This window comes from Desertivirga xinjiangensis, from assembly GCF_024436435.1.
GTDB lineage: Bacteria > Bacteroidota > Bacteroidia > Sphingobacteriales > Sphingobacteriaceae > Desertivirga > Desertivirga xinjiangensis.
Genome location: NZ_JAFMZP010000002.1, coordinates 588,153 through 605,694 on the forward strand (window position 1 = coordinate 588,153; position 17,542 = coordinate 605,694).

The 17,542-nt window shown below is 42.7% G+C and carries 16 protein-coding genes; 6 read left to right on the forward strand and 10 right to left on the reverse strand.

The genetic code is table 11. From position 1 onward, the window contains the following. The first annotated feature begins 52 nt into the window (after window positions 1–52). Together J3P37_RS07260 and J3P37_RS07265 are read left to right on the forward strand one after the other, a co-directional pair. Window positions 53–1,129, forward strand: coding sequence for an SGNH/GDSL hydrolase family protein (locus J3P37_RS07260; protein ID WP_256010418.1), 1,077 nt, complete (start codon window positions 53–55; stop codon window positions 1,127–1,129). Beyond that, on the forward strand, window positions 1,126–2,265 hold the full coding sequence (locus J3P37_RS07265) for a glycerate kinase (protein WP_256010419.1): 1,140 nt from the start codon (window positions 1,126–1,128) through the stop codon (window positions 2,263–2,265). The genes J3P37_RS07260 and J3P37_RS07265 overlap by 4 nt, the downstream gene beginning before the upstream one ends. Before the next feature lie 129 nt (window positions 2,266–2,394). Here J3P37_RS07265 and J3P37_RS07270 read toward each other — a convergent pair whose 3' ends face one another. From J3P37_RS07270 to J3P37_RS07295, 6 genes are all read right to left on the reverse strand, one after another. Beyond that, window positions 2,395–3,249, reverse strand: coding sequence for an oxidoreductase (locus tag J3P37_RS07270; RefSeq protein WP_256010420.1), 855 nt, complete (start codon window positions 3,247–3,249; stop codon window positions 2,395–2,397). Window positions 3,250–3,280: 31 nt separating this feature from the next. Beyond that, a complete protein-coding gene (locus tag J3P37_RS07275) occupies window positions 3,281–4,120 on the reverse strand; it encodes an SDR family NAD(P)-dependent oxidoreductase (protein ID WP_256010421.1) in 840 nt (279 codons plus the stop codon). 247 nt (window positions 4,121–4,367) lie between these two features. Next, window positions 4,368–5,288 (reverse strand): helix-turn-helix domain-containing protein, encoded by a 921-nt coding sequence (locus tag J3P37_RS07280; RefSeq protein WP_256010423.1) that lies wholly within the window; start codon window positions 5,286–5,288, stop codon window positions 4,368–4,370. Window positions 5,289–5,392: 104 nt separating this feature from the next. Next, window positions 5,393–6,016, reverse strand: a complete 624-nt coding sequence (locus J3P37_RS07285) for a hemerythrin domain-containing protein (RefSeq protein ID WP_256010424.1) — start codon at window positions 6,014–6,016, stop codon at window positions 5,393–5,395. A 1-nt stretch (window position 6,017) separates the two neighbouring features. Next, window positions 6,018–6,830: a DUF5602 domain-containing protein gene (locus J3P37_RS07290; protein WP_256010425.1), complete on the reverse strand. Its 813-nt coding sequence runs from the start codon at window positions 6,828–6,830 to the stop codon at window positions 6,018–6,020. A 118-nt stretch (window positions 6,831–6,948) separates the two neighbouring features. After that, window positions 6,949–7,422 (reverse strand): cupin domain-containing protein, encoded by a 474-nt coding sequence (locus J3P37_RS07295; RefSeq protein ID WP_256010426.1) that lies wholly within the window; start codon window positions 7,420–7,422, stop codon window positions 6,949–6,951. Window positions 7,423–7,507: 85 nt separating this feature from the next. Here J3P37_RS07295 and J3P37_RS07300 point away from each other — a divergent pair, with 85 nt between their 5' ends. Continuing rightward, on the forward strand, window positions 7,508–7,954 hold the full coding sequence (locus J3P37_RS07300) for a MarR family winged helix-turn-helix transcriptional regulator (protein WP_256010427.1): 447 nt from the start codon (window positions 7,508–7,510) through the stop codon (window positions 7,952–7,954). Window positions 7,955–8,020: 66 nt separating this feature from the next. Next, window positions 8,021–9,202, forward strand: a complete 1,182-nt coding sequence (locus J3P37_RS07305; protein WP_256010428.1) for a hypothetical protein — start codon at window positions 8,021–8,023, stop codon at window positions 9,200–9,202. A 180-nt stretch (window positions 9,203–9,382) separates the two neighbouring features. On the opposite strand, the gene J3P37_RS07310 is transcribed toward J3P37_RS07305, so the two are convergent. The 4 genes from J3P37_RS07310 to J3P37_RS07325 all read right to left on the reverse strand — a co-directional run bounded on the left by J3P37_RS07310 (window position 9,383) and on the right by J3P37_RS07325 (window position 13,925). Beyond that, window positions 9,383–10,192 (reverse strand): hypothetical protein, encoded by an 810-nt coding sequence (locus J3P37_RS07310; protein WP_256010430.1) that lies wholly within the window; start codon window positions 10,190–10,192, stop codon window positions 9,383–9,385. Window positions 10,193–10,385: 193 nt separating this feature from the next. Next, window positions 10,386–10,904, reverse strand: coding sequence for a class I SAM-dependent methyltransferase (locus J3P37_RS07315; protein ID WP_256010432.1), 519 nt, complete (start codon window positions 10,902–10,904; stop codon window positions 10,386–10,388). A gap of 32 nt (window positions 10,905–10,936) precedes the next feature. After that, window positions 10,937–12,325, reverse strand: a complete 1,389-nt coding sequence (locus tag J3P37_RS07320) for an APC family permease (protein ID WP_256010433.1) — start codon at window positions 12,323–12,325, stop codon at window positions 10,937–10,939. Between the two features lie 100 nt (window positions 12,326–12,425). Further along, on the reverse strand, window positions 12,426–13,925 hold the full coding sequence (locus J3P37_RS07325) for an FAD-dependent oxidoreductase (protein WP_256010434.1): 1,500 nt from the start codon (window positions 13,923–13,925) through the stop codon (window positions 12,426–12,428). A 140-nt stretch (window positions 13,926–14,065) separates the two neighbouring features. On the opposite strand from J3P37_RS07325, the gene dinB reads away from it, so the two are divergent. Continuing rightward, window positions 14,066–15,172: a DNA polymerase IV gene (dinB, locus tag J3P37_RS07330; protein ID WP_256010435.1), complete on the forward strand. Its 1,107-nt coding sequence runs from the start codon at window positions 14,066–14,068 to the stop codon at window positions 15,170–15,172. A 178-nt stretch (window positions 15,173–15,350) separates the two neighbouring features. After that, the gene (locus J3P37_RS07335; protein WP_256010436.1) at window positions 15,351–17,528 is read left to right on the forward strand and encodes a histidine kinase N-terminal 7TM domain-containing protein; all 2,178 of its coding nucleotides are present in this window, start codon (window positions 15,351–15,353) and stop codon (window positions 17,526–17,528) included. The last annotated feature ends 14 nt before the right edge of the window (window positions 17,529–17,542 follow it).

Below are 17,542 nucleotides of genomic sequence, written 5' to 3' on the forward strand. Positions count from 1 at the left end.
GATTCTGAGGGAAACCATTAAGTTTAGAAAATAAAAGCATTAAAATATTCAAATGAATTCATTTCTTCTAAGTGCAATACTGGCAATTACTTCGCTTTCATTGACTGAGGGCGCAACAGCCCAAAAGAAACTTTTTTACACCAAAGCTTCTGAATTGGGTCGCGTGGGGCAGATCCTTCCTACTGCTAACCTTTTTCACCGGATTGACACGGCAACTTATCCAAATTTGCCAGCTGTTGTAAAGACCCTACTTACCCAGTCTGCGGGAAAGGCTTTTGTTTTTACAACGAATAGTAATACAATTGGTGCAAAATGGTGCGTGAGTCCAAGAAAGCAATCAGACAACCTTACTGCGATTAATCAGAAAGGCCTCGATTTGTACATTAAAAGGCAGGGCGAATGGGTATGGGCAGGTGTTGGAAGGCCGAAGGCTAACTGCACCGAGCAAACTATCGTTGGCGATATGGATAATTCAGATAAAGAGTGCCTTCTTTACCTTCCTCTTTATGATGAAACCATTTCGCTGGAAATCGGTGTAGAAACTGGCAGCACGATTGCTGCGAGTGCGTCGCCGTTTAAAAAAAGGGTGCTGATCTACGGCTCCAGTATTGCACAGGGAGCTTCTGCCAGCAGGCCTGGTCTGGCTTATCCTGCGATGTTATCAAGGAGAACGGGATTAAATTTCTTAAATCTTGGCTTGAGTGGAAATGCCAAAATGCATCGGGAAGTGGCCGATATGATTGTTGACATACCTGCCGATGCTTATATTCTGGATTGTGTTCCAAATTCTTCGCCGGATGAAATTAAAGAAAGAACGGCTTACCTTGTAAACTCTATCCGGAAAAAATATCCAAAAGCTCCTATTATTATGATACAAAGCCTCGTTAGAGAGCAGGGTAACTGGAATAACGCTACCAGAGAGCGTGTTGCGGCACAGAACCAATCGTTTCAGAGAGAGTTTGATGCTTTGATATCAAAAGGGGTAAAAGACTTGTATTTTATCAAAGAATCCAACTTCCTCGGGACAGACCATGAAGGAACTGTTGACGGAACACATCCTAATGACATTGGCTTCGAAAGGTTCGTGAACGTTATAGAGCCTCAAATCGAGAAGATCTTAAAAGAATGAAGATACTCATAGCACCCAATGCCTTCAAAAATAGCATTACAGCAAGTGAAGCTGCAATTGTTATTAAGGAAGGTTTAAGTACAAGCGTTCTGAAGGCATCCTATGAATGTTTTCCTATCGCCGATGGGGGCGACGGAACCGCTGCTTTGATTATGCAAAAGTGCCAGGGAGAAATTGTGGAAGTGACCGTTAGTGATCCCCTTGAGCGCGAGATTGCATCTTCATTTGGCCTCATAAATGGCGGGAAAACAGCTATAATCGAAATGGCTGATGCTTCCGGTTTAAGATTGTTAAAGCCCGATGAGCAGGATCCAACTCTAGCTACTTCTAAAGGGACCGGGCAATTGTTAAAGATGGCTTTGGATAAAGGTGTCGAGGAGATTTTTTTAGGAATGGGAGGTTCGGCAACCGTTGATGGAGGTTTGGGAATATTGAAAGCCCTGGGAGTCAAATTTTTAGATTCTGAAGGGAATTCGATAGAGAATGTGCTACAGAGTTATAATTCGCTTTCTTCCATTGATCTGTCGAAAGTGGATCAAAGGGTGTTTAATTGCCAGTTGACCGTCTTGTGCGATGTAGATAGCAAGCTTTTGGGGGAGGATGGAGCAGCAGCAGTTTTTGGTCCTCAGAAAGGAGCTAGTCCGGAACAAGTAAAAGAACTGGATGCTTTTCTTACTCAATTTAATCATATAACACTTCAGCAAACAGGCTTAGACATGTCTCAAATGAAATATGGTGGCACTGCTGGAGGGGCAGCTGCAGCTGTAGCTGCCTATTTTAATGCCAGGCTTGAAAATGGCATAAGTTACTTTTTGAAGCTTACCAGATTTGAGGATACTTTAAAAGCCTGTGACTTCCTGATAACAGGTGAGGGAGCCTTAGATCATCAAACGTTGCAAGGCAAAGGTCCTGTAGGGGTGGCGAAGGTTGCGAAAGAACGCGGCATTCCGGTGTTTGCTTTGACCGGCAAGGTTGCATTAAGCGATATACCCCAATTGCGAAAATATTTTGACGTTATTCTTCCGATAGGAAATCAACCTATGGGTTTAGATGATGCCCTTAAGTCAACACATGATAATCTGAAAAGAACTGCAGCTGAGCTGGGATATATGCTTAAACTGGTTAAGAGCCAATAAAGTAATAGATATTCTATTGAAAAATTCCGGCAAACATGCCTGAGCTGTATGCCGGTAAAATGTGTTTTATTCGAGAATGAACATGATGCCTGATTTATCCATCAGCGGTGACCCATCCCTGTATGATCCCTATTGTTCGGTGTACTCGATGTTTGTTTTTGCTGCCAGATACTTCCACTCTTCCAGGTCCCTGTTCAGCAGGTTCATTTTGTCCTGCGCCAGCTGATAGGAGTCTTCACCGAGAAAGAGATGCAGTGGAGGGCTAGTGCTTTCGGCTGCCTTCATCAATACAGATGCTGCCTTTTTAGGATCGCCAGGCTGATTTCCATTAATGTTGCTCTTATGCAATTGTTCTACTTTGCGGACTTCCTCGTAAGCTTCCAATGGGTTTTTTGGCGAGCCAAGAGAGCCACTGGTAAGGAAATCGGTGCGAAAATACCCCGGAGAAACAACAGTAGCATGGATACCGAACTGTTTTACTTCGCTGGCCAGGGCTTCTGTCAATCCGTGTACTGCAAATTTAGTCGCGCAGTAAACTCCGAAGCCAGGGAACAGACCTGTAAAACCTCCAATCGAAGCAATATTGAAAATATGTCCCGACTTTTGTTCCCGCAGGTACGGCATTACCTTCCGGATCACGTTTAGAAGACCGAAAACGTTTACTTCAAAGTTTTCGCGCGATTCACTATCACTCAGTTCTTCCAGGCTACCAAGCAGTCCGTAACCTGCATTGTTCACTACTACATCAACCCGTTGAAACTTGCGAACCGTGTCTGCAATGGCCGCCTCTACGCTTCTTTCTGATTTAATATCTACCGCGAGAGGCAGAAACTGATCGGATTCAGCACTTACTGCCGCTTGCAACTCATTCAAGTTTCTTGATGTAGCTGCTACCCGATAGCCGTTGTTTAATAATTGCTTAACCAGGCTTAGACCCAATCCTTTGGAAGCCCCGGTTATGAACCATACTTTTTTTGTTTCCATTTTTGTGTTAATAGTTTGATTTATTTGTTTCTTATCCGTGGTAAGCCATGGAGCGTGCAAGCTCTTCACTGCGTTTGAATTCTTCGGCGAGGAATTCCAGTTTTCTCATGGCCCGGTTGTAGGCATCCTCGCCCAGAAGAAGATATAAGGGAGGCTCTGCTGCTGTGGCAGTTTGAATGATTGCTGCTGCTGCCTTTTCCGGATCGCCGGCCTGCTGTCCGTTCATTTGCAGGTATTTCTCATGGGATTCACGTACGCTTTGATATTCCGCTATCGGGCATTCGGGAAGGGCTAAGGATTCCTTTGTCAGGAAGCTGGTTCGGAATGCACCGGGTGCCACAATAGTTACCTTAACTCCAAATTCCCTTACATCTTCGGCAAGTACTTCAGTTAAACCTACTATTGAGAATTTGGTGGCCGCATACATCGCCCAGCCGGTATTGGCAGCAATACCTGCAATGGAGGAGATATTAAAAATGTGGCCTGAATGCTGCCTCCGCATAATTGGCATTACATGTCGGATGACATGAAGAGTTCCGAATACATTGATATCAAAGCTATCCCTGCTTTCTTTATCGCTTAGCTCTTCGATGCTGCCGCCAATCCCGTAGCCGGCGTTGTTGACCACCACATCGATCCTTTCGAAGGTCTCAACCGTTCTGTCTATTGCAGCCTTAACACTCGAATCGCTGCCCAGATCCACCTGGAGGGGAAGAAAGGAAGGGGAGTCTGTACCCACTACATCCTTTAATTGCTCAAGGTTTCTGGATGTAGCTGCAACGCGCTGCCCTTGATTTAGCAACTGTCGTACGAGGCTTAGTCCGAATCCTTTAGAAGCTCCTGTAATAAACCATGTTTTTTTGTTATCCATATCTAAATCGTTTGATAGTTCAAAGGTAGCTCGCTTGTGAAGGGTGAGATTGTGAGATTCAATGAGATCTTTGCGAAATTCAAACAGTGGGAAGAAATGAGCAATTCTCAGCAATGTACAAGGTTATGCCAGGGTCAGCAAGAGGCGGCAAAGTCAGCAGGGGCAGGAAGATATTTTTACAGACGCAAGCAAGCAAATCCGGGGACTTGCTTGCTTGCGTTTTCGCCAATTCGCTTTAAAATTAGAGCTAAGCCGCCTGGCTATTCCTGAAGCTGCTGGGCGTTAAAAGCGTATGTTTTTTAAAGAAGTTATTGAAATGTGCGGGATCTTCAAATCCGAGGGAGTAAGCTATTTCGGAAATGTTCCAGTTGGTATGCTTCAAAAGTACCTTTGCTTCTGCGGTTAAGCGTTCTGCAATAAGGTGGGTAGTGGTCTTTCCTGTCGATTCTTTTATCGCCCTGTTCAGGTGATTAACATGTACAGCCAGTTGCTCTGCATAGTCTTTCGCTGAACGCATCGTCAGGCGCTGACCTGGACGCTCAATTGGGAACTGTCTTTCGAGCAGTTCAGTAAAGACAGCAGTGATACGTGTCTTTGCATCCGGGTGGTGATATAGCGTTTCTGTCGGCCTTGATTTAAGAGCGAAGTGGGTTAATTCGGTGACGTAGTTTCGGATGAGATCCATTTTGAAAGTATAGTCGGAACTGATCTCGTCCAGCATTTTAAGGAATATGGCGCTTACGTGTTCGTCTTGCAGGGGATCAAGTTTATATGCGGGATTACCCCCTGGAGTGTACATGGGAAGGTCGCCTAATCCTCCTCTAATTTTTTCTGTGAAGAACGATTTAGAGAAAATACAGAAAAAGCCGGTCTTGTCATCTGAGAGTGATTCCCAGGTGTAAGGTATATTGGGGTTAAAGAACATGAGTGTAGAGCCTGATATCTCAACGCTTTTATCGGCATAGTGATACCTGTTCTTACCCCGGATAAGACTGATCTTATAGAAGTCGCGGCGACTGTAATTCACCGGAAGGGCATTAGGCCCATGGCAATCTTCAAGCCGGAACACGTTAAAATGCCCCGTCTCCCGGTTTAGATCTCCAGGCAAACGGTCGAACTTTATCTTGTAGAAATCTTCGATAGTCTCTGTTTTCATTACTATGTTCATACACCCGGTGTTATAAGGCCCTTATCAACGGCAATGTCTAAAGTTAGGATGAAAAAGTCAATGTTGTTTGTAATATTCACATAATGTCTTGCGAAATTCAAACATTAGAGTTTTTCAGCTAAGTCCCTGAAGGTATTAAGAGTTTTTTCGGATACACGGGTACTCATCCCCTCCAGCCAATGGCTTTTCTCCCTCACGCTGACGGATCTCAAAATCCAGGTAATTTCTGTAAGGAGCTTCGGGGAATGATCGGGGCCGACAATGGCCCCTTTCATATCCACAATTTCCTGGTTTGAGAAGTTTTCCCAAAGCAAAACATTCACTTTCTCTTCTTCTTTTTCCATATGCTGGAGGTGGAAAGCAATGAAACGGTTGAAGTCAAGGAAGATTTGCATCCCCAGTTTCTGCCGTATGTGTACATCCTCTGCAATCCTAACATCGTTGATTAACTTAATTAGTGTCTCACTCAAACGCTGCCCATGTAAATGATCATTTTCAAGCTCCAGCATCAAATGTTCGTCGTATTTTGTCAAATGGGGGAAAATATACTGGTCTTCGTGAAAGGAATGCCGCTCAACCAATTCCAGAACTTCTGTCAATTTTATTAGAAATTTGTTTGTTTCATGCCTGGAAGAAAAATCAATCTTTTGAATAGCTATTCCGGTATGAAATAACATTCCCCTCAAGCCCTTATGGCTGTAATAAAATGTGTTATAACGCTGGTCCATCTTATGTAGATATTAAGAAGAGTCGGTTTCTGCTATTTAATTTAAAATCTTCAAGCACTATCAAGTAAACCTTATTACCTGCATCGTATTTCACGCGATAGCGGGAAGGATAATGAACTCCTGTTTTAAGAAATGCCTCAGGCTGAGCGATCAGGCTTACTGAATCCGGCTTTGATTGGAGATAAGCAAGCGTAACCATTGGCTCATAAAAGGTGACACGTTTATCATAGGTACCGTAAAGGAAGGCCTGAGTGAATGTGCCGCTCATAGAGGAGGGATCGACCCAATGTTTGCCCATTTGAGGAACGCCGCCGGCTATTGGTACAAAGCTTTCCGGCAAAAACCGTGGCTCCGGTAAATCCTCGATTTTTGGGTCATCCCCAGTGATAGTTAGTCGTTCCTGCTCAGACATCATGTAAAAATGAACGTCGAAATGTGGTTTGTCAAAAACATTTTCGGGTGGATGTCCATGGGGGTTCCAGTCGAGTGTAACATGATCAAAAGGTGTATGCAGTTTTTGTTGCGGCAGTGGCAAAGTATAAGATGGTGCTTCCGCGTGAGTTGTATGCAGGTGACTGCCATTAGGAAGGTTTACCAAAGCTTGATCGGTAAGCTGCACTCCTACAGCTATAGGAGCACCTGTCTCGTCGGTGGTTATAAATGTTTTTGCCTTGCCATTGCCAACGGGCACTTCAATCCCATAGAAGGTTCCCGACTTATCATTTTTTTCGTCATCCTTTTTACAACTAGTTAAAGTTGAGTTCACCAAAAGTAAAGCCAATAGGCTACCATTAAACAAAGTTTTTGTTTTCATTTGTTGTCGTTTAGATGTTTATGTGATGCTGGTGATAGATCGCCTGATAAGGCACCGCCTAAAAAGTTTTAAGCGATGCGTGGCATATCACAGTAAATTTTCATAGTATAGACAGAGATTATATCATTTCTACACCATAGTCTTTCAAGGTTTCTGTGTTATGAGTGATTACGTGTGGAGGAGGAGGGCCCTGTAAAGGAGGTAAAGCCTTCATGTCTTCGGCCGGGGCGCTGTTATCCCAAAACCATTGGTCTAAACCGGCAGGACTAATCCACATTAATACTTTAGCAACATCTGTTTTAACCTGAAAGGTATGGCTTACTTCTTTCGGCAGATAGACATAGTCTCCTGCTGTTGCTTCAAAAAAGTCGTCGCCAATTTTAAACGTGATTTTCCCTTCTAGCAGGTAATAGGCTTCGTCTTCATTAGCATGAACGTGCTCTGGTGGTTCTGCACCAGGTTGCACGTCGATTTTCAGAAGTGCGTGGGCATCTCCCGTTTGCTCACCTTTAACTAGGAAGTGAAAAAGTGCACCGGGAATTGCTCTTGAATTACCGGGCTGAGGCTGATTTAAAAATCCTGGAAGTTTCATAATGTTTTCTTATTTTTGGTAAGTTTAACTTACTACAAATGCAAGGTAAACTGACTATATTTGGCAAATGTTTCTTTAAAAATATATGAAAAATCGTAAAAACACTGGTGCTTACCTAAGACAATTACTGGATGAACTAATTGATAATCTTCATAATACGCTTGCCGGAGCTGGTTATGAAGAGATAAGACCTTCGCACGGTACCGTATTTCAGTATATCCGGGATTCTGGCTCGAGAATCACAGAATTGGCTGCTGAAGGTAAAATTACCAAGCAGTCAATGAGTGCAATCGTTTATGAACTCGAAGAAAAGGGGTATTTGACGCGGAAGCCTGACGTTTCGGATAAAAGGGCGGTATTATTTATACTTACAGCGAAAGGAGAACAGGTTAAAGCGCTGGGCCAGTCTATTAATTATGAATTTGAAAAAAATTGGGAGGCGAAACTAGGGAAGAAAAAGTATGCCGATTTCAGAAATAGTCTCGAACTCTTGTGTGATGATACCACCTTATTGAAAACCGAAAATAGTTGAAAGCAGATATTTCTATCCTTGTATTAATATGTTCTTTTTACTTGTCATTTCTGTAAATACTTTATAATGAGATACTACTTACTTCTATTAACAGTCCTTGTAATTTTTACGGGATGTGAAAAAGATAATAATGTTTTAAATGAGCCCAAGGTGAACGAGCCAGAAGTTATCGTGCCGGAAGCTAAAGAGTTTCAGGTGCTTGGCTGGACTCAGGCGGGAAATAACGACAACCTCGTGCCTGCCTTATGGACAGACGGCCGTCAGCTTAGCTTCCTGCCAACCCATATTAACGCACACTATAAAATGAGCTTCAGCAGCAGGGCGGATGGAAATTGGTTATATTTTGGGATAGAAGATATTCATTCGCCATCTTCCTCAAAAGCTGTCATGTGGCAGGGTATTACCAAAACCGTTCTATCGGAAAAGACCCTGCATGCTGTTCAGCAGGAGCGTATTAATGGTTTCTCAGTAAATCCGGTCAGTAATGAGATTTATATCCTTGCAGCCAATGAAAAAGACTATTATTACGACTATTATTACTACAAAGTCAGCAAAGGAGGGAACGCTGTTTCTAAGACTTCTATAAATGCAGGGGCGCATGGAATGCCTGTTTATATTCAGGCAAACGGTTCAGATGTTCATTTGATTACAGTTACTCAGGTTTATACTGATGTGAATTCTGAGGGGAAAACCATTATCAAACATTTGAAAAATAATGTCCTTTATGCATCCTATGAGATTGACCTAAATGAAGAAATATACCTGTGGAACAACCTGTTTGTAGGTACAGCAGCTATTGTAAACGACGTATGTCATTTATTGGCTTATGCAGATCACTCCAATGATTATTATTACCTAAAGCTGAGCAAAGATGCTCCGATAGTGCAACGGCCAGTCCAAACAGATGGTTATACACCGTCTTTCGGTGCGGAAACCGGTAGCATTTTTTCAGGGTCAGGAGTATATGAAAACGGCCAGTTTTATATAGCTGCGAAAAATGGAGCCGGGGATGTGGCTTGCCTTGTAATTGACGTGACACCGACTATTCCAACAACTAACAAAGTTTCGCTCGAAACGGCTCAAACTCACACGGGGTATACTGCTTTGAAAACGTATAAATATGGGGATGACATATACATTAACGGAGTGGCTGACGATTATGGCGTTTATTGGAAAAATTCAAAGCTGATTGTTCCAGATAAAAGCGGTTTAAACCAGTCGAGGATAGCCCATATTAGTTATCAGTAACAGTTTTGCGTGGATCTTTTCAATGTTGTTGCTTTTCAAGAGCCTCATACCACATGGATAAGATCTCAGGCTACTATTAAGGTGGATGGCCCAAATGTGGCCGAAGTTAATCAAGAAATTTGGCAAGATCGCTTAAGGCGATTCTTGCCAAAAATACCTGATTGCTTTTCAACGTGGTATTTAATATATGTAAGTGACCAGGAAATTATTTGAATTAAACTTCAGAGACTGGAGCTGGTAATCTTTAATTTCATAGGTGAAAGTTTCGGTTTCTGTCTCCTGCACGGTGTTGTTATACATCAACGTTTTTGTCACTTTAAGGGGTAAATGTCTCAAAGTATTTAAGAAAGCAAAGTTGTATATCTGAAAGTCTTTAGCCACCAGGTGCCAGGGGTCTATCAATGGCCATGGATTTACAAAAAGTTCCTCTGAGTAGCCTTCGATGTCGAAAATAACTTTGCTATTAGGGTTTGTCTCACTTTGAGTTTCAATTTTTTTAGCCCTTTTTTGGCCATCGTACTCGTAGGTAGTGACGCTTTTTAAGACACTTCTCAAATCATCGAATTCAAAATACTTCATCTGTTTCAGGCTCAGGTCGGCATTGTATACAAACTCTAAACGCGTTCCCGGGTAAGTTGTGCCTACTAGTTTTTCAGTAATGCTGCTCACCTGTCCCTGTGGAGTGTACTGGTAATTCTCTTCCATCATATCCGATTTAATTACCTGAGTAAGCCTTTTGCCGGTGTATTTAAATTCCCGGGTCATTGTAGTGGTACCTGCACCACCGGCTATTGTAGCTTTCACTGTACTGTCCGGATTGTAGGTATAAGTTTCTTCCCCTGAATTTCCCCATTTTATACTTTTTACAAGCTTAGGAGCGAAAACAGGATCTATAATAATTTCGTCAGAATTGTCGTCTTCTTGGCAGGAAGTAAAGGTCAGGCTAGATATCAGAAATAAAACGGCAGGTAAGGTAAAAATTGTTTTCATTATATAATACCGGAAATTATACCGGGCACCTATCCATACGTACTAGTCTAGCAAAACGCTACTGGGAAAATTATTTTGTATAAACTTTTGGATCATGTAGTATGAATATATAAGCTTTGGTGGAAAGGAAGTTGCAGGCATACAGCTAATTCCGGGTTGTGAGAAACTCTTTAACCCGGAACCAGGAAGACGATCACTTCTTCGGCACTGTCCACACATAAACTGTCTTTCCACCAACATCCAGCGTCTGTTCCGGCTTCCAGTCGCCCATATCGAAGGCATGAGAGACAATCCTGCTACCAGGCTTTAATTGCTTCAGGAGAATGGGTTTGAGCTTCATATTTATGTCGGGTAACAAGTATAATGTAACTACTGTAGCTTTGCTGAAGTCAGTTTTGAATAGATCGGCTTCGACGAAATTGACCTTGGAGGTAACATTTTCCTTTTTTGCATTGTCGTTAGCCTCTTTAATTCTTTCAGGGTCGTAATCTATTCCTGTTCCCCGCACTCCGTAGCGCTTTGCTGCAGTTATTACAATTCTTCCATCACCACAGCCCAGGTCATAAAGGATGTCGCTCGACTTTACATTTGCAGCTTTCAGCATTGCGTCGACCACTGGCTGAGGAGTTGGAACATAGGGAACCTGGGCGACGGCCCAGCCTGATGCGCTTAGCATCAGCAGGAGAATGAGTAGATTTTTAAGGGTTTTCATTTTATATTGTTTAATGGATGATTATAGTCTGATCATGCAGTAGACTCAAAATATTTTTTTCTCTTCCGATTCTTTCGACCAAAAGCAAAATTTACGATCAGGCCGCTAAGCAGTATTACTATTCCCGCCAGTGCTCCCATACCTGTATACATGATGCTGGCATACAATAGGTAACAACTTGTGAAACAGAACACAAGCGGTGTTAGTGGATAAAAAGGAACCTTAAAAGGTCTGGCTTGCCTGGGTTCTTTAACCCTCAGCAGAAAAAGGGCTATTCCAACCAATAAAAAGAAGAACCAAAATACCGGAGCTGTATATTGTACTATTGTTTCGAATCCGCTCCGGGTAAAAAAGCCCATACTGATCAGAGCAAGTGCAATCAGGGCTTGAACCCAAAAAGCAGTTACAGGCGTTGAGTTTTTATAGTCCCATCGCCCCAGTTGTCCAAATGGTTTAAAATCCCGGCCCAAGGCAAAATTCGTTCTGGCACCTGTAAACATTGTTGCATTTGCCGAAGTTAATGCCGATAAAGCAACAATGCCTGCAAGGATCATAACTCCTGGGGGGCCGAACGTCGCTTTCATTACATCTGTACCCACAGCTCCGGATTTAGACATGGCATCAAGACCAAGGGTGTTCACGTAGGCAAAGTTAACAAGCAGGTAAATTAAGGTAATTGCAATCAAGCCGGTCATTAATGCTCTTACAATCTGTTGACTGCCAGCTTTCATTTCGGAAGAAATATAAGCTGCCTCATTCCAGCCTCCAAAGGTTAAAAGAACAATAACCATAGCCATTCCAAAGGAACTGTCGGCTGAAGCCCTCGCAACATTATGAGTATGCTCAACGCTTGTATCGGCAAAGAACAAACCGGCGACAATCACAAAGAGCACGCCTATGACTTCCAGGCCTGTCAGAAGCTTTTGCGTACCGCTCCCGAATTGCACTCCTGCAATGTTTATCGCTGTGAGGGCAACCACCGCCAGAGCGGCATATATTATGGAGGAATACTTAATAGGATTGTAAACTTCGGCCATATAATCGCCAAAGATAAAGGCAAGTAATGCGATTGAACCAGTTTGGATAACAGTCATCCTGGCCCATGCAAACATGAATCCCATATTTTGTCCGTAGGCGCGGTAAATAAAATGATAATCTCCTCCTGTATTTGGAAAGGCGGTGCTCAATTCAGCATAGCAAAGCGCCCCTATCAATGACATCAAACCCCCCAGAACCCAAACCGAAAAGAAAATCGTTTCATCAGCGGAATTCGCTGCAACAAGAGAGGGAGTGCGAAAAATGCCAGCACCTACTACAATACCAATGATCAACGCTATTGCATCGCTTAACTCCAACGTTTTTCGCGGCTCATTTAGCGTTGATTGCAGGTTATTAGCATCCGGGCTAGCATCTTTATTCATACAAACTGAATTAAGAACTACTATCTAACCACCAGAGTTGGTAACAGTTTTATTTTGTTTTGGTCTGTTACCCAGTGGTTTATTCTTGCTCAGTAAATTCTCAGATTTGATTTAATTTTTTTAAAGGGTTATAAGCCGGCCCTTCGAGCACTTCTCCGTCTATCGCGAAGCGACTTCCATGACATGGGCAGTCCCAGCTTTTTTCAGCGGCATTCCAGTGAACAATGCAACCCATATGCGGGCAGATCGCTGATACTGCATGTAAGCTGCCACTTTCATTTCGGTAAACCGCGCATTTTGTGCCGTTTAATTTGATTACTTTGCCCTCATTTGGCTTGACCTCCGATAGTTCATTAGCGTCTTCTTTGAACAACCAGTCTTTTGCCAACTCGTAGGCTACCGTAAAATTCTCTTTTGCAAATTTGCTTGCAGACGCTAAAGGAGTAATTCGTGAGGCGTCATATGTTTTGCTCCATGGGTTCTCTATTTCCTGTATTTGATCGCTGATGATCATTGCGGCCAGGGTGCCGTAGGTTAATCCGTCGGCGGCAAAGCCTGTGGCGATATAAGTTTTGTTGTCTGCAATGCTTTTGCCGATATATGGAATTCCATCCGCAGGTTTGAACTGCTGTGCCGACCAGCGATACTCTACACTGGCAACGTCAAAGCGCTCACGTAAAAACGCTTCTAGTTTTTCGAAACTATCTGCGTTCTCTTCCTTGAGACCGACTTTATGCATCTGCCCCAAAGCCATCAGGATCTTACCTTTTGGAGAGTCTGCGGTTCTTACGGAATAATGCTCTGAAGACTGCATTTCCCAATAGACGCCGGCAGCCGGGTATTCACCCTTAAGGGTGACACCCACTGCATACTCCCTGTAAGCTTCCAATAGTGTATGTACAAAATAGATTCCTTTAGGTGTATGCGTGGCCATAATGACCTGTGAGGCGGTGATATTTCCGGATGTTGTTTCAACTACACATGTCTCACCTTCTTTTACGTTGGTGGCACGTGTACCTTCAAAGATCTGGCAGCCGGAGGAGTAGATTTTTGTCGCCAGACCAGTAACATATTTAAGCGGGTTAAACTGTGCTTGATTTTGGAGGGAAAATCCCTCGCTAACCGGCATAGGGTAGGATATATGTGGGAATACTTCAAGCCCCGCTGTTTCTGCTGCTTCCTTTTCTTTTATTACAAAAGATTCGCTTTTCCCTTCGACGCTGAACAATGTCCAGGGCACACGTTCAAAACTGCATTCGATTCCTTCATTTCCAGCGATTTGTTCAATAAGATCTATCGCGGCGGCTCTTGAATTCACCACCTCTTTCATCTTATTTGCATCAAACTTGCTTCCTACATTATGCAATCCTTCCCCGCCTATGGTGGCGTAGAGGTTTCCTGTTGAAAATCCAGTAGCTCCTTCGCCTATTTTACGAGCCTCAACAACTGCTACTGATTTGCCTGCTTTTGACAATAAATAGGCTGCTGTAATACCTGTAATTCCTCCGCCAATGATCGCCACATCTACATTTAAATCACCGCGTAGTTGCGGATAGGTAGTTTCAGGACTTGCATCTCTCCAAACTGAAGGGTTTTCCATAGTGTCTTTTTTAATGGGTGTTATGTAATAATGAATAGCAGGAAAAATGGTTTAAGAAAAGTTTGTCAAAACTCCGTAAGCAATGTCAGGATTTGAAAATTTAACCCCGCGTTTCGGTGCGGCCCTTATATTTGTATTTCATGGCCAGCCTTGCAGTCACCTCATATCGGAAGATCATTCATATCGACATGGATGCTTTTTACGCGTCGGTGGAACAACGCGACCATCCTGAATACCGCGGTAAGCCGCTGGTAGTTGGAGGTTTGCCCCAAGGCAGAGGTGGAGTAGTGGCTACGGCAAGTTATGAAGCCCGGAATTTTGGCATTCGCTCGGCCATGTCTTCAAAACAGGCTCTTCAGCTATGTCCGGACGCCATATTTGTCAAACCGAGGTTTGAGGTGTATAAGGAAGTTTCAAGGAAGATCCGTGAGATATTTAGCAGATATACCGATCTTATCGAGCCTTTATCATTAGATGAGGCCTATCTTGATGTGACTAATGACAAGTTAAGTGTCGGCTCTGCCCTCGAAATAGCCAGGCAGATAAAAGCAGCTATCAAAGACGAGTTGGCCCTTAGTGCTTCTGCAGGTGTTTCAATTAATAAATTTGTCGCGAAGATAGCCTCGGATATCAATAAGCCGGATGGCCTGACCTTTATTGGCCCCTCGTCTGTTAAAGGTTTTATGGAACAATTGCCTGTAGAGAAGTTCTTCGGAGTAGGCAAGGTTACGGCCGCCAAAATGAAGGGTATAGGATTATTCACAGGAGCCGATCTTAAAAGGTTATCTGAAGAAGAGCTGGTAAGGCATTTTGGGAAGTCAGGTCATTTTTACTACCAGATCGTAAGGGGAATCGATAAACGGGAAGTGCAACCGCATCGCGAAACAAAGTCGTTAGCTGCCGAAGATACTTTTGCTACTGACCTTACAAGCCTCAAAGACATGGAGGCTGAACTGGAAAGGATTGCCAGCCTGGTATATGAACGTTTGCAAAAGAAAAACTTAAAGGGACGAACCATCACTTTGAAGATCAAATACAGCGATTTTAAACAGATCACAAGGAACAGGTCTTTTCCTTTTCCCGTATGGGATCTTAAAACGATCGTTGAATGTGCAAAGCAATTGTTAGCCGACACTTTTCAGGATGAACAGAAAGTGCGTCTCTTAGGGATTTCAATTTCAAATTTTGGCACCCCGGAGTCCATGCAAAAAAATGCTGCTAATTCCGCGCAGCTGAAATTATTCTGAATGAGCATTGTCTGAATTAATTTTTCGAAGATTCTGAATTTATTCCCACCGTCCATGAGAATTACGTGGCGGTTTGTGGCTACTGAATAACATTTGAAAGGTTATATCAGGCTTTCAATTAATTTAATTGATATTAAAATTTAATCTTCTTTCCTTCGTAAAGTTTGAGTAAGGCCTTGTGGACATAAATATTTATTCTGTTGTACTGTTTTTCTTTGGAATAGCAGCTTTTGTAATTTCAACCTTCTTATTCATCAGGATCAGGGATATAGGCAAATACCTGAGTTTCGTGATTCTGTCAGCAGCACTGTGGGCTATTATGTATGCCGTGGAGCTTTTGCAGGTTGAATTGGAAAGGGCTTATACCATTGTTGAAATTGAATATATAGGAATCACCCTGCTTCCTACTTTTTGGTTGATTTTTATAGTTAAGTTTTTACGACTGCATCAATATATAAACCTCAGAAATTTTCTCCTTCTGTTGTTGTTTCCATTACTGACCATAATCATCGTTTGGACTAATGAAAAACATCATTTTCATTACTCAGATGTTCAGTTAAACCAAAACGATTACTACAGTGTATTCACTTTCACTCCGGGACCCTGGTACATTGTATTTACCATTTGGTTTTATGCAACACTTGCTTTCGGCTTATTCCTGCTTGTCATCAATAGAAGTAAAGAAAATAACCTGTTCAGGAAACAGAAGAACGCACTCATTCTGGCGTCGACCATTCCCTGGCTTGCTAATATTCTCTATTTAATTGGATTCCGGCTGGATGAAGGAATTGATATTACACCATTTTCGTTTATCATAAGCACATCGTTCTTTTCATATGCGCTTATTAAATACCAGCTGCTTGATATTCGTCCGGTTGCCAGCGAGCAGATCATCCAGGCCTTAAGGGAGGGTGTTTTGGTGAGCGATATCGGAAATAGAATAATTGATCTAAATCCGGAAATGAGTGCCATTTTAAATGCTGATAACAAAAATTTTATAGGAGCGAATCTCGATAAGTTCTTCCCGGAGTTGAAGCATTCTGAATTTACAGGTGAGATGGAAATTGTTCTGCAATCTGAAACCGGGGAAAAAACATACTCTGTTACAATTAGCAATCTTAATGATAAAAAGGGCAACGCAATAGGACGGATATTTCTTTTCAAAGATATCAGTTATTTAAAAGCTACTGAAAAGGTTCTTTTGAAAGCAAGGGAGGCGGCTGAGCAGGCTACTGCAGCCAAGGATCAGTTTTTGTCTACCATGAGCCATGAGATAAGAACTCCAATGAATAGTATACTTGGTTTCACGCATTTATTGCTGCAGAATGATCCGCGTGAGGATCAAAAAGAATATCTAAATGTTCAGAAGTTTGCTGCGGAGAACCTCATGGTACTGATCAATGACATCCTTGACTTTGCAAAAATTGAAGCGGGTAAGATCGATGTGGAGGAAATGAGCATAAACCTTAACCAGTTGGCTCAAAAAATATTTTCTACCTTTAAATCTGCGGCAGGTGAAAAGGGAATCAAGTTGGAACTGAATCTTCCTGCCGAGGGTATCCCGATGGTCTTGGGCGATCCCTTCAGAATTACCCAGATACTTACTAATCTCATAAGCAACGCAATTAAATTTACCCAGGAAGGGGTGGTTAGTGTGAATATTACTCCCGGTAAACAGACTTTGGAAAGTATAGCTGTTTTATTTGAGGTGACAGATACAGGGATAGGTATTGCCGAAGACAAGATACACGTCATCTTTGAAAGCTTTACACAGGCGAGTTCTGATACTACACGTAAATTTGGCGGCACTGGTTTGGGACTTACTATATGTAAACGTTTGCTGGAACTGATGAATAGCGAAATGCATGTTAAAAGTATACCTGGACGAGGATCGTCATTTTCATTCGAACTTTTGTTTAAACTTGTAATGGTGGCTCCCGAAGAAAAGCAAGATCAGGAAGAGGATAGTGTTCCGAAAGACCTAACAGGTAGAAAGATCCTGGTGGTGGACGATAATCCGATGAATGTTCTGCTTGCAAGCCAATTCCTGAAAAGATGGAACATTCAGGTGGGCGTGGCAAGAAATGGATTAGAGGCACTGAAAGAGGTGCAATGGAATGACTATGATTTGGTGTTGATGGACCTTGAAATGCCGGAAATGGATGGCTATACGGCCAGTCGTGAAATCAGGCTCCTGCCGGACCCCAAGTTCCAGCATTTACCTATTGTAGCACTATCTGCAAATGCAATGGCAGATGTTCAGGAGAGGGTGCTCGCTGCAGGTATGAAAGATTTTTTATCCAAGCCTTTTACCCCGCAATCGCTTTATGATAAAGTTAGTGCTGGATTCAGATAGGAGCCTGATAGTTG

Excerpts from the sequence above, each read along its gene's own strand:
- J3P37_RS07260 (WP_256010418.1), top strand. The coding sequence starts at position 53 with ATGAATTCATTTCTTCTAAGTGCAATACTGGCAATTACTTCGCTTTCA.
- J3P37_RS07265 (WP_256010419.1), top strand. The coding sequence starts at position 1,126 with ATGAAGATACTCATAGCACCCAATGCCTTCAAAAATAGCATTACAGCA.
- J3P37_RS07270 (WP_256010420.1), bottom strand. The coding sequence starts at position 3,249 with ATGGAAACAAAAAAAGTATGGTTCATAACCGGGGCTTCCAAAGGATTG.
- J3P37_RS07275 (WP_256010421.1), bottom strand. The coding sequence starts at position 4,120 with ATGGATAACAAAAAAACATGGTTTATTACAGGAGCTTCTAAAGGATTC.
- J3P37_RS07280 (WP_256010423.1), bottom strand. The coding sequence starts at position 5,288 with ATGAACATAGTAATGAAAACAGAGACTATCGAAGATTTCTACAAGATA.
- J3P37_RS07285 (WP_256010424.1), bottom strand. The coding sequence starts at position 6,016 with ATGGACCAGCGTTATAACACATTTTATTACAGCCATAAGGGCTTGAGG.
- J3P37_RS07290 (WP_256010425.1), bottom strand. The coding sequence starts at position 6,830 with ATGAAAACAAAAACTTTGTTTAATGGTAGCCTATTGGCTTTACTTTTG.
- J3P37_RS07295 (WP_256010426.1), bottom strand. The coding sequence starts at position 7,422 with ATGAAACTTCCAGGATTTTTAAATCAGCCTCAGCCCGGTAATTCAAGA.
- J3P37_RS07300 (WP_256010427.1), top strand. The coding sequence starts at position 7,508 with ATGAAAAATCGTAAAAACACTGGTGCTTACCTAAGACAATTACTGGAT.
- J3P37_RS07305 (WP_256010428.1), top strand. The coding sequence starts at position 8,021 with ATGAGATACTACTTACTTCTATTAACAGTCCTTGTAATTTTTACGGGA.
- J3P37_RS07310 (WP_256010430.1), bottom strand. The coding sequence starts at position 10,192 with ATGAAAACAATTTTTACCTTACCTGCCGTTTTATTTCTGATATCTAGC.
- J3P37_RS07315 (WP_256010432.1), bottom strand. The coding sequence starts at position 10,904 with ATGAAAACCCTTAAAAATCTACTCATTCTCCTGCTGATGCTAAGCGCA.
- J3P37_RS07320 (WP_256010433.1), bottom strand. The coding sequence starts at position 12,325 with ATGAATAAAGATGCTAGCCCGGATGCTAATAACCTGCAATCAACGCTA.
- J3P37_RS07325 (WP_256010434.1), bottom strand. The coding sequence starts at position 13,925 with ATGGAAAACCCTTCAGTTTGGAGAGATGCAAGTCCTGAAACTACCTAT.
- dinB (WP_256010435.1), top strand. The coding sequence starts at position 14,066 with ATGGCCAGCCTTGCAGTCACCTCATATCGGAAGATCATTCATATCGAC.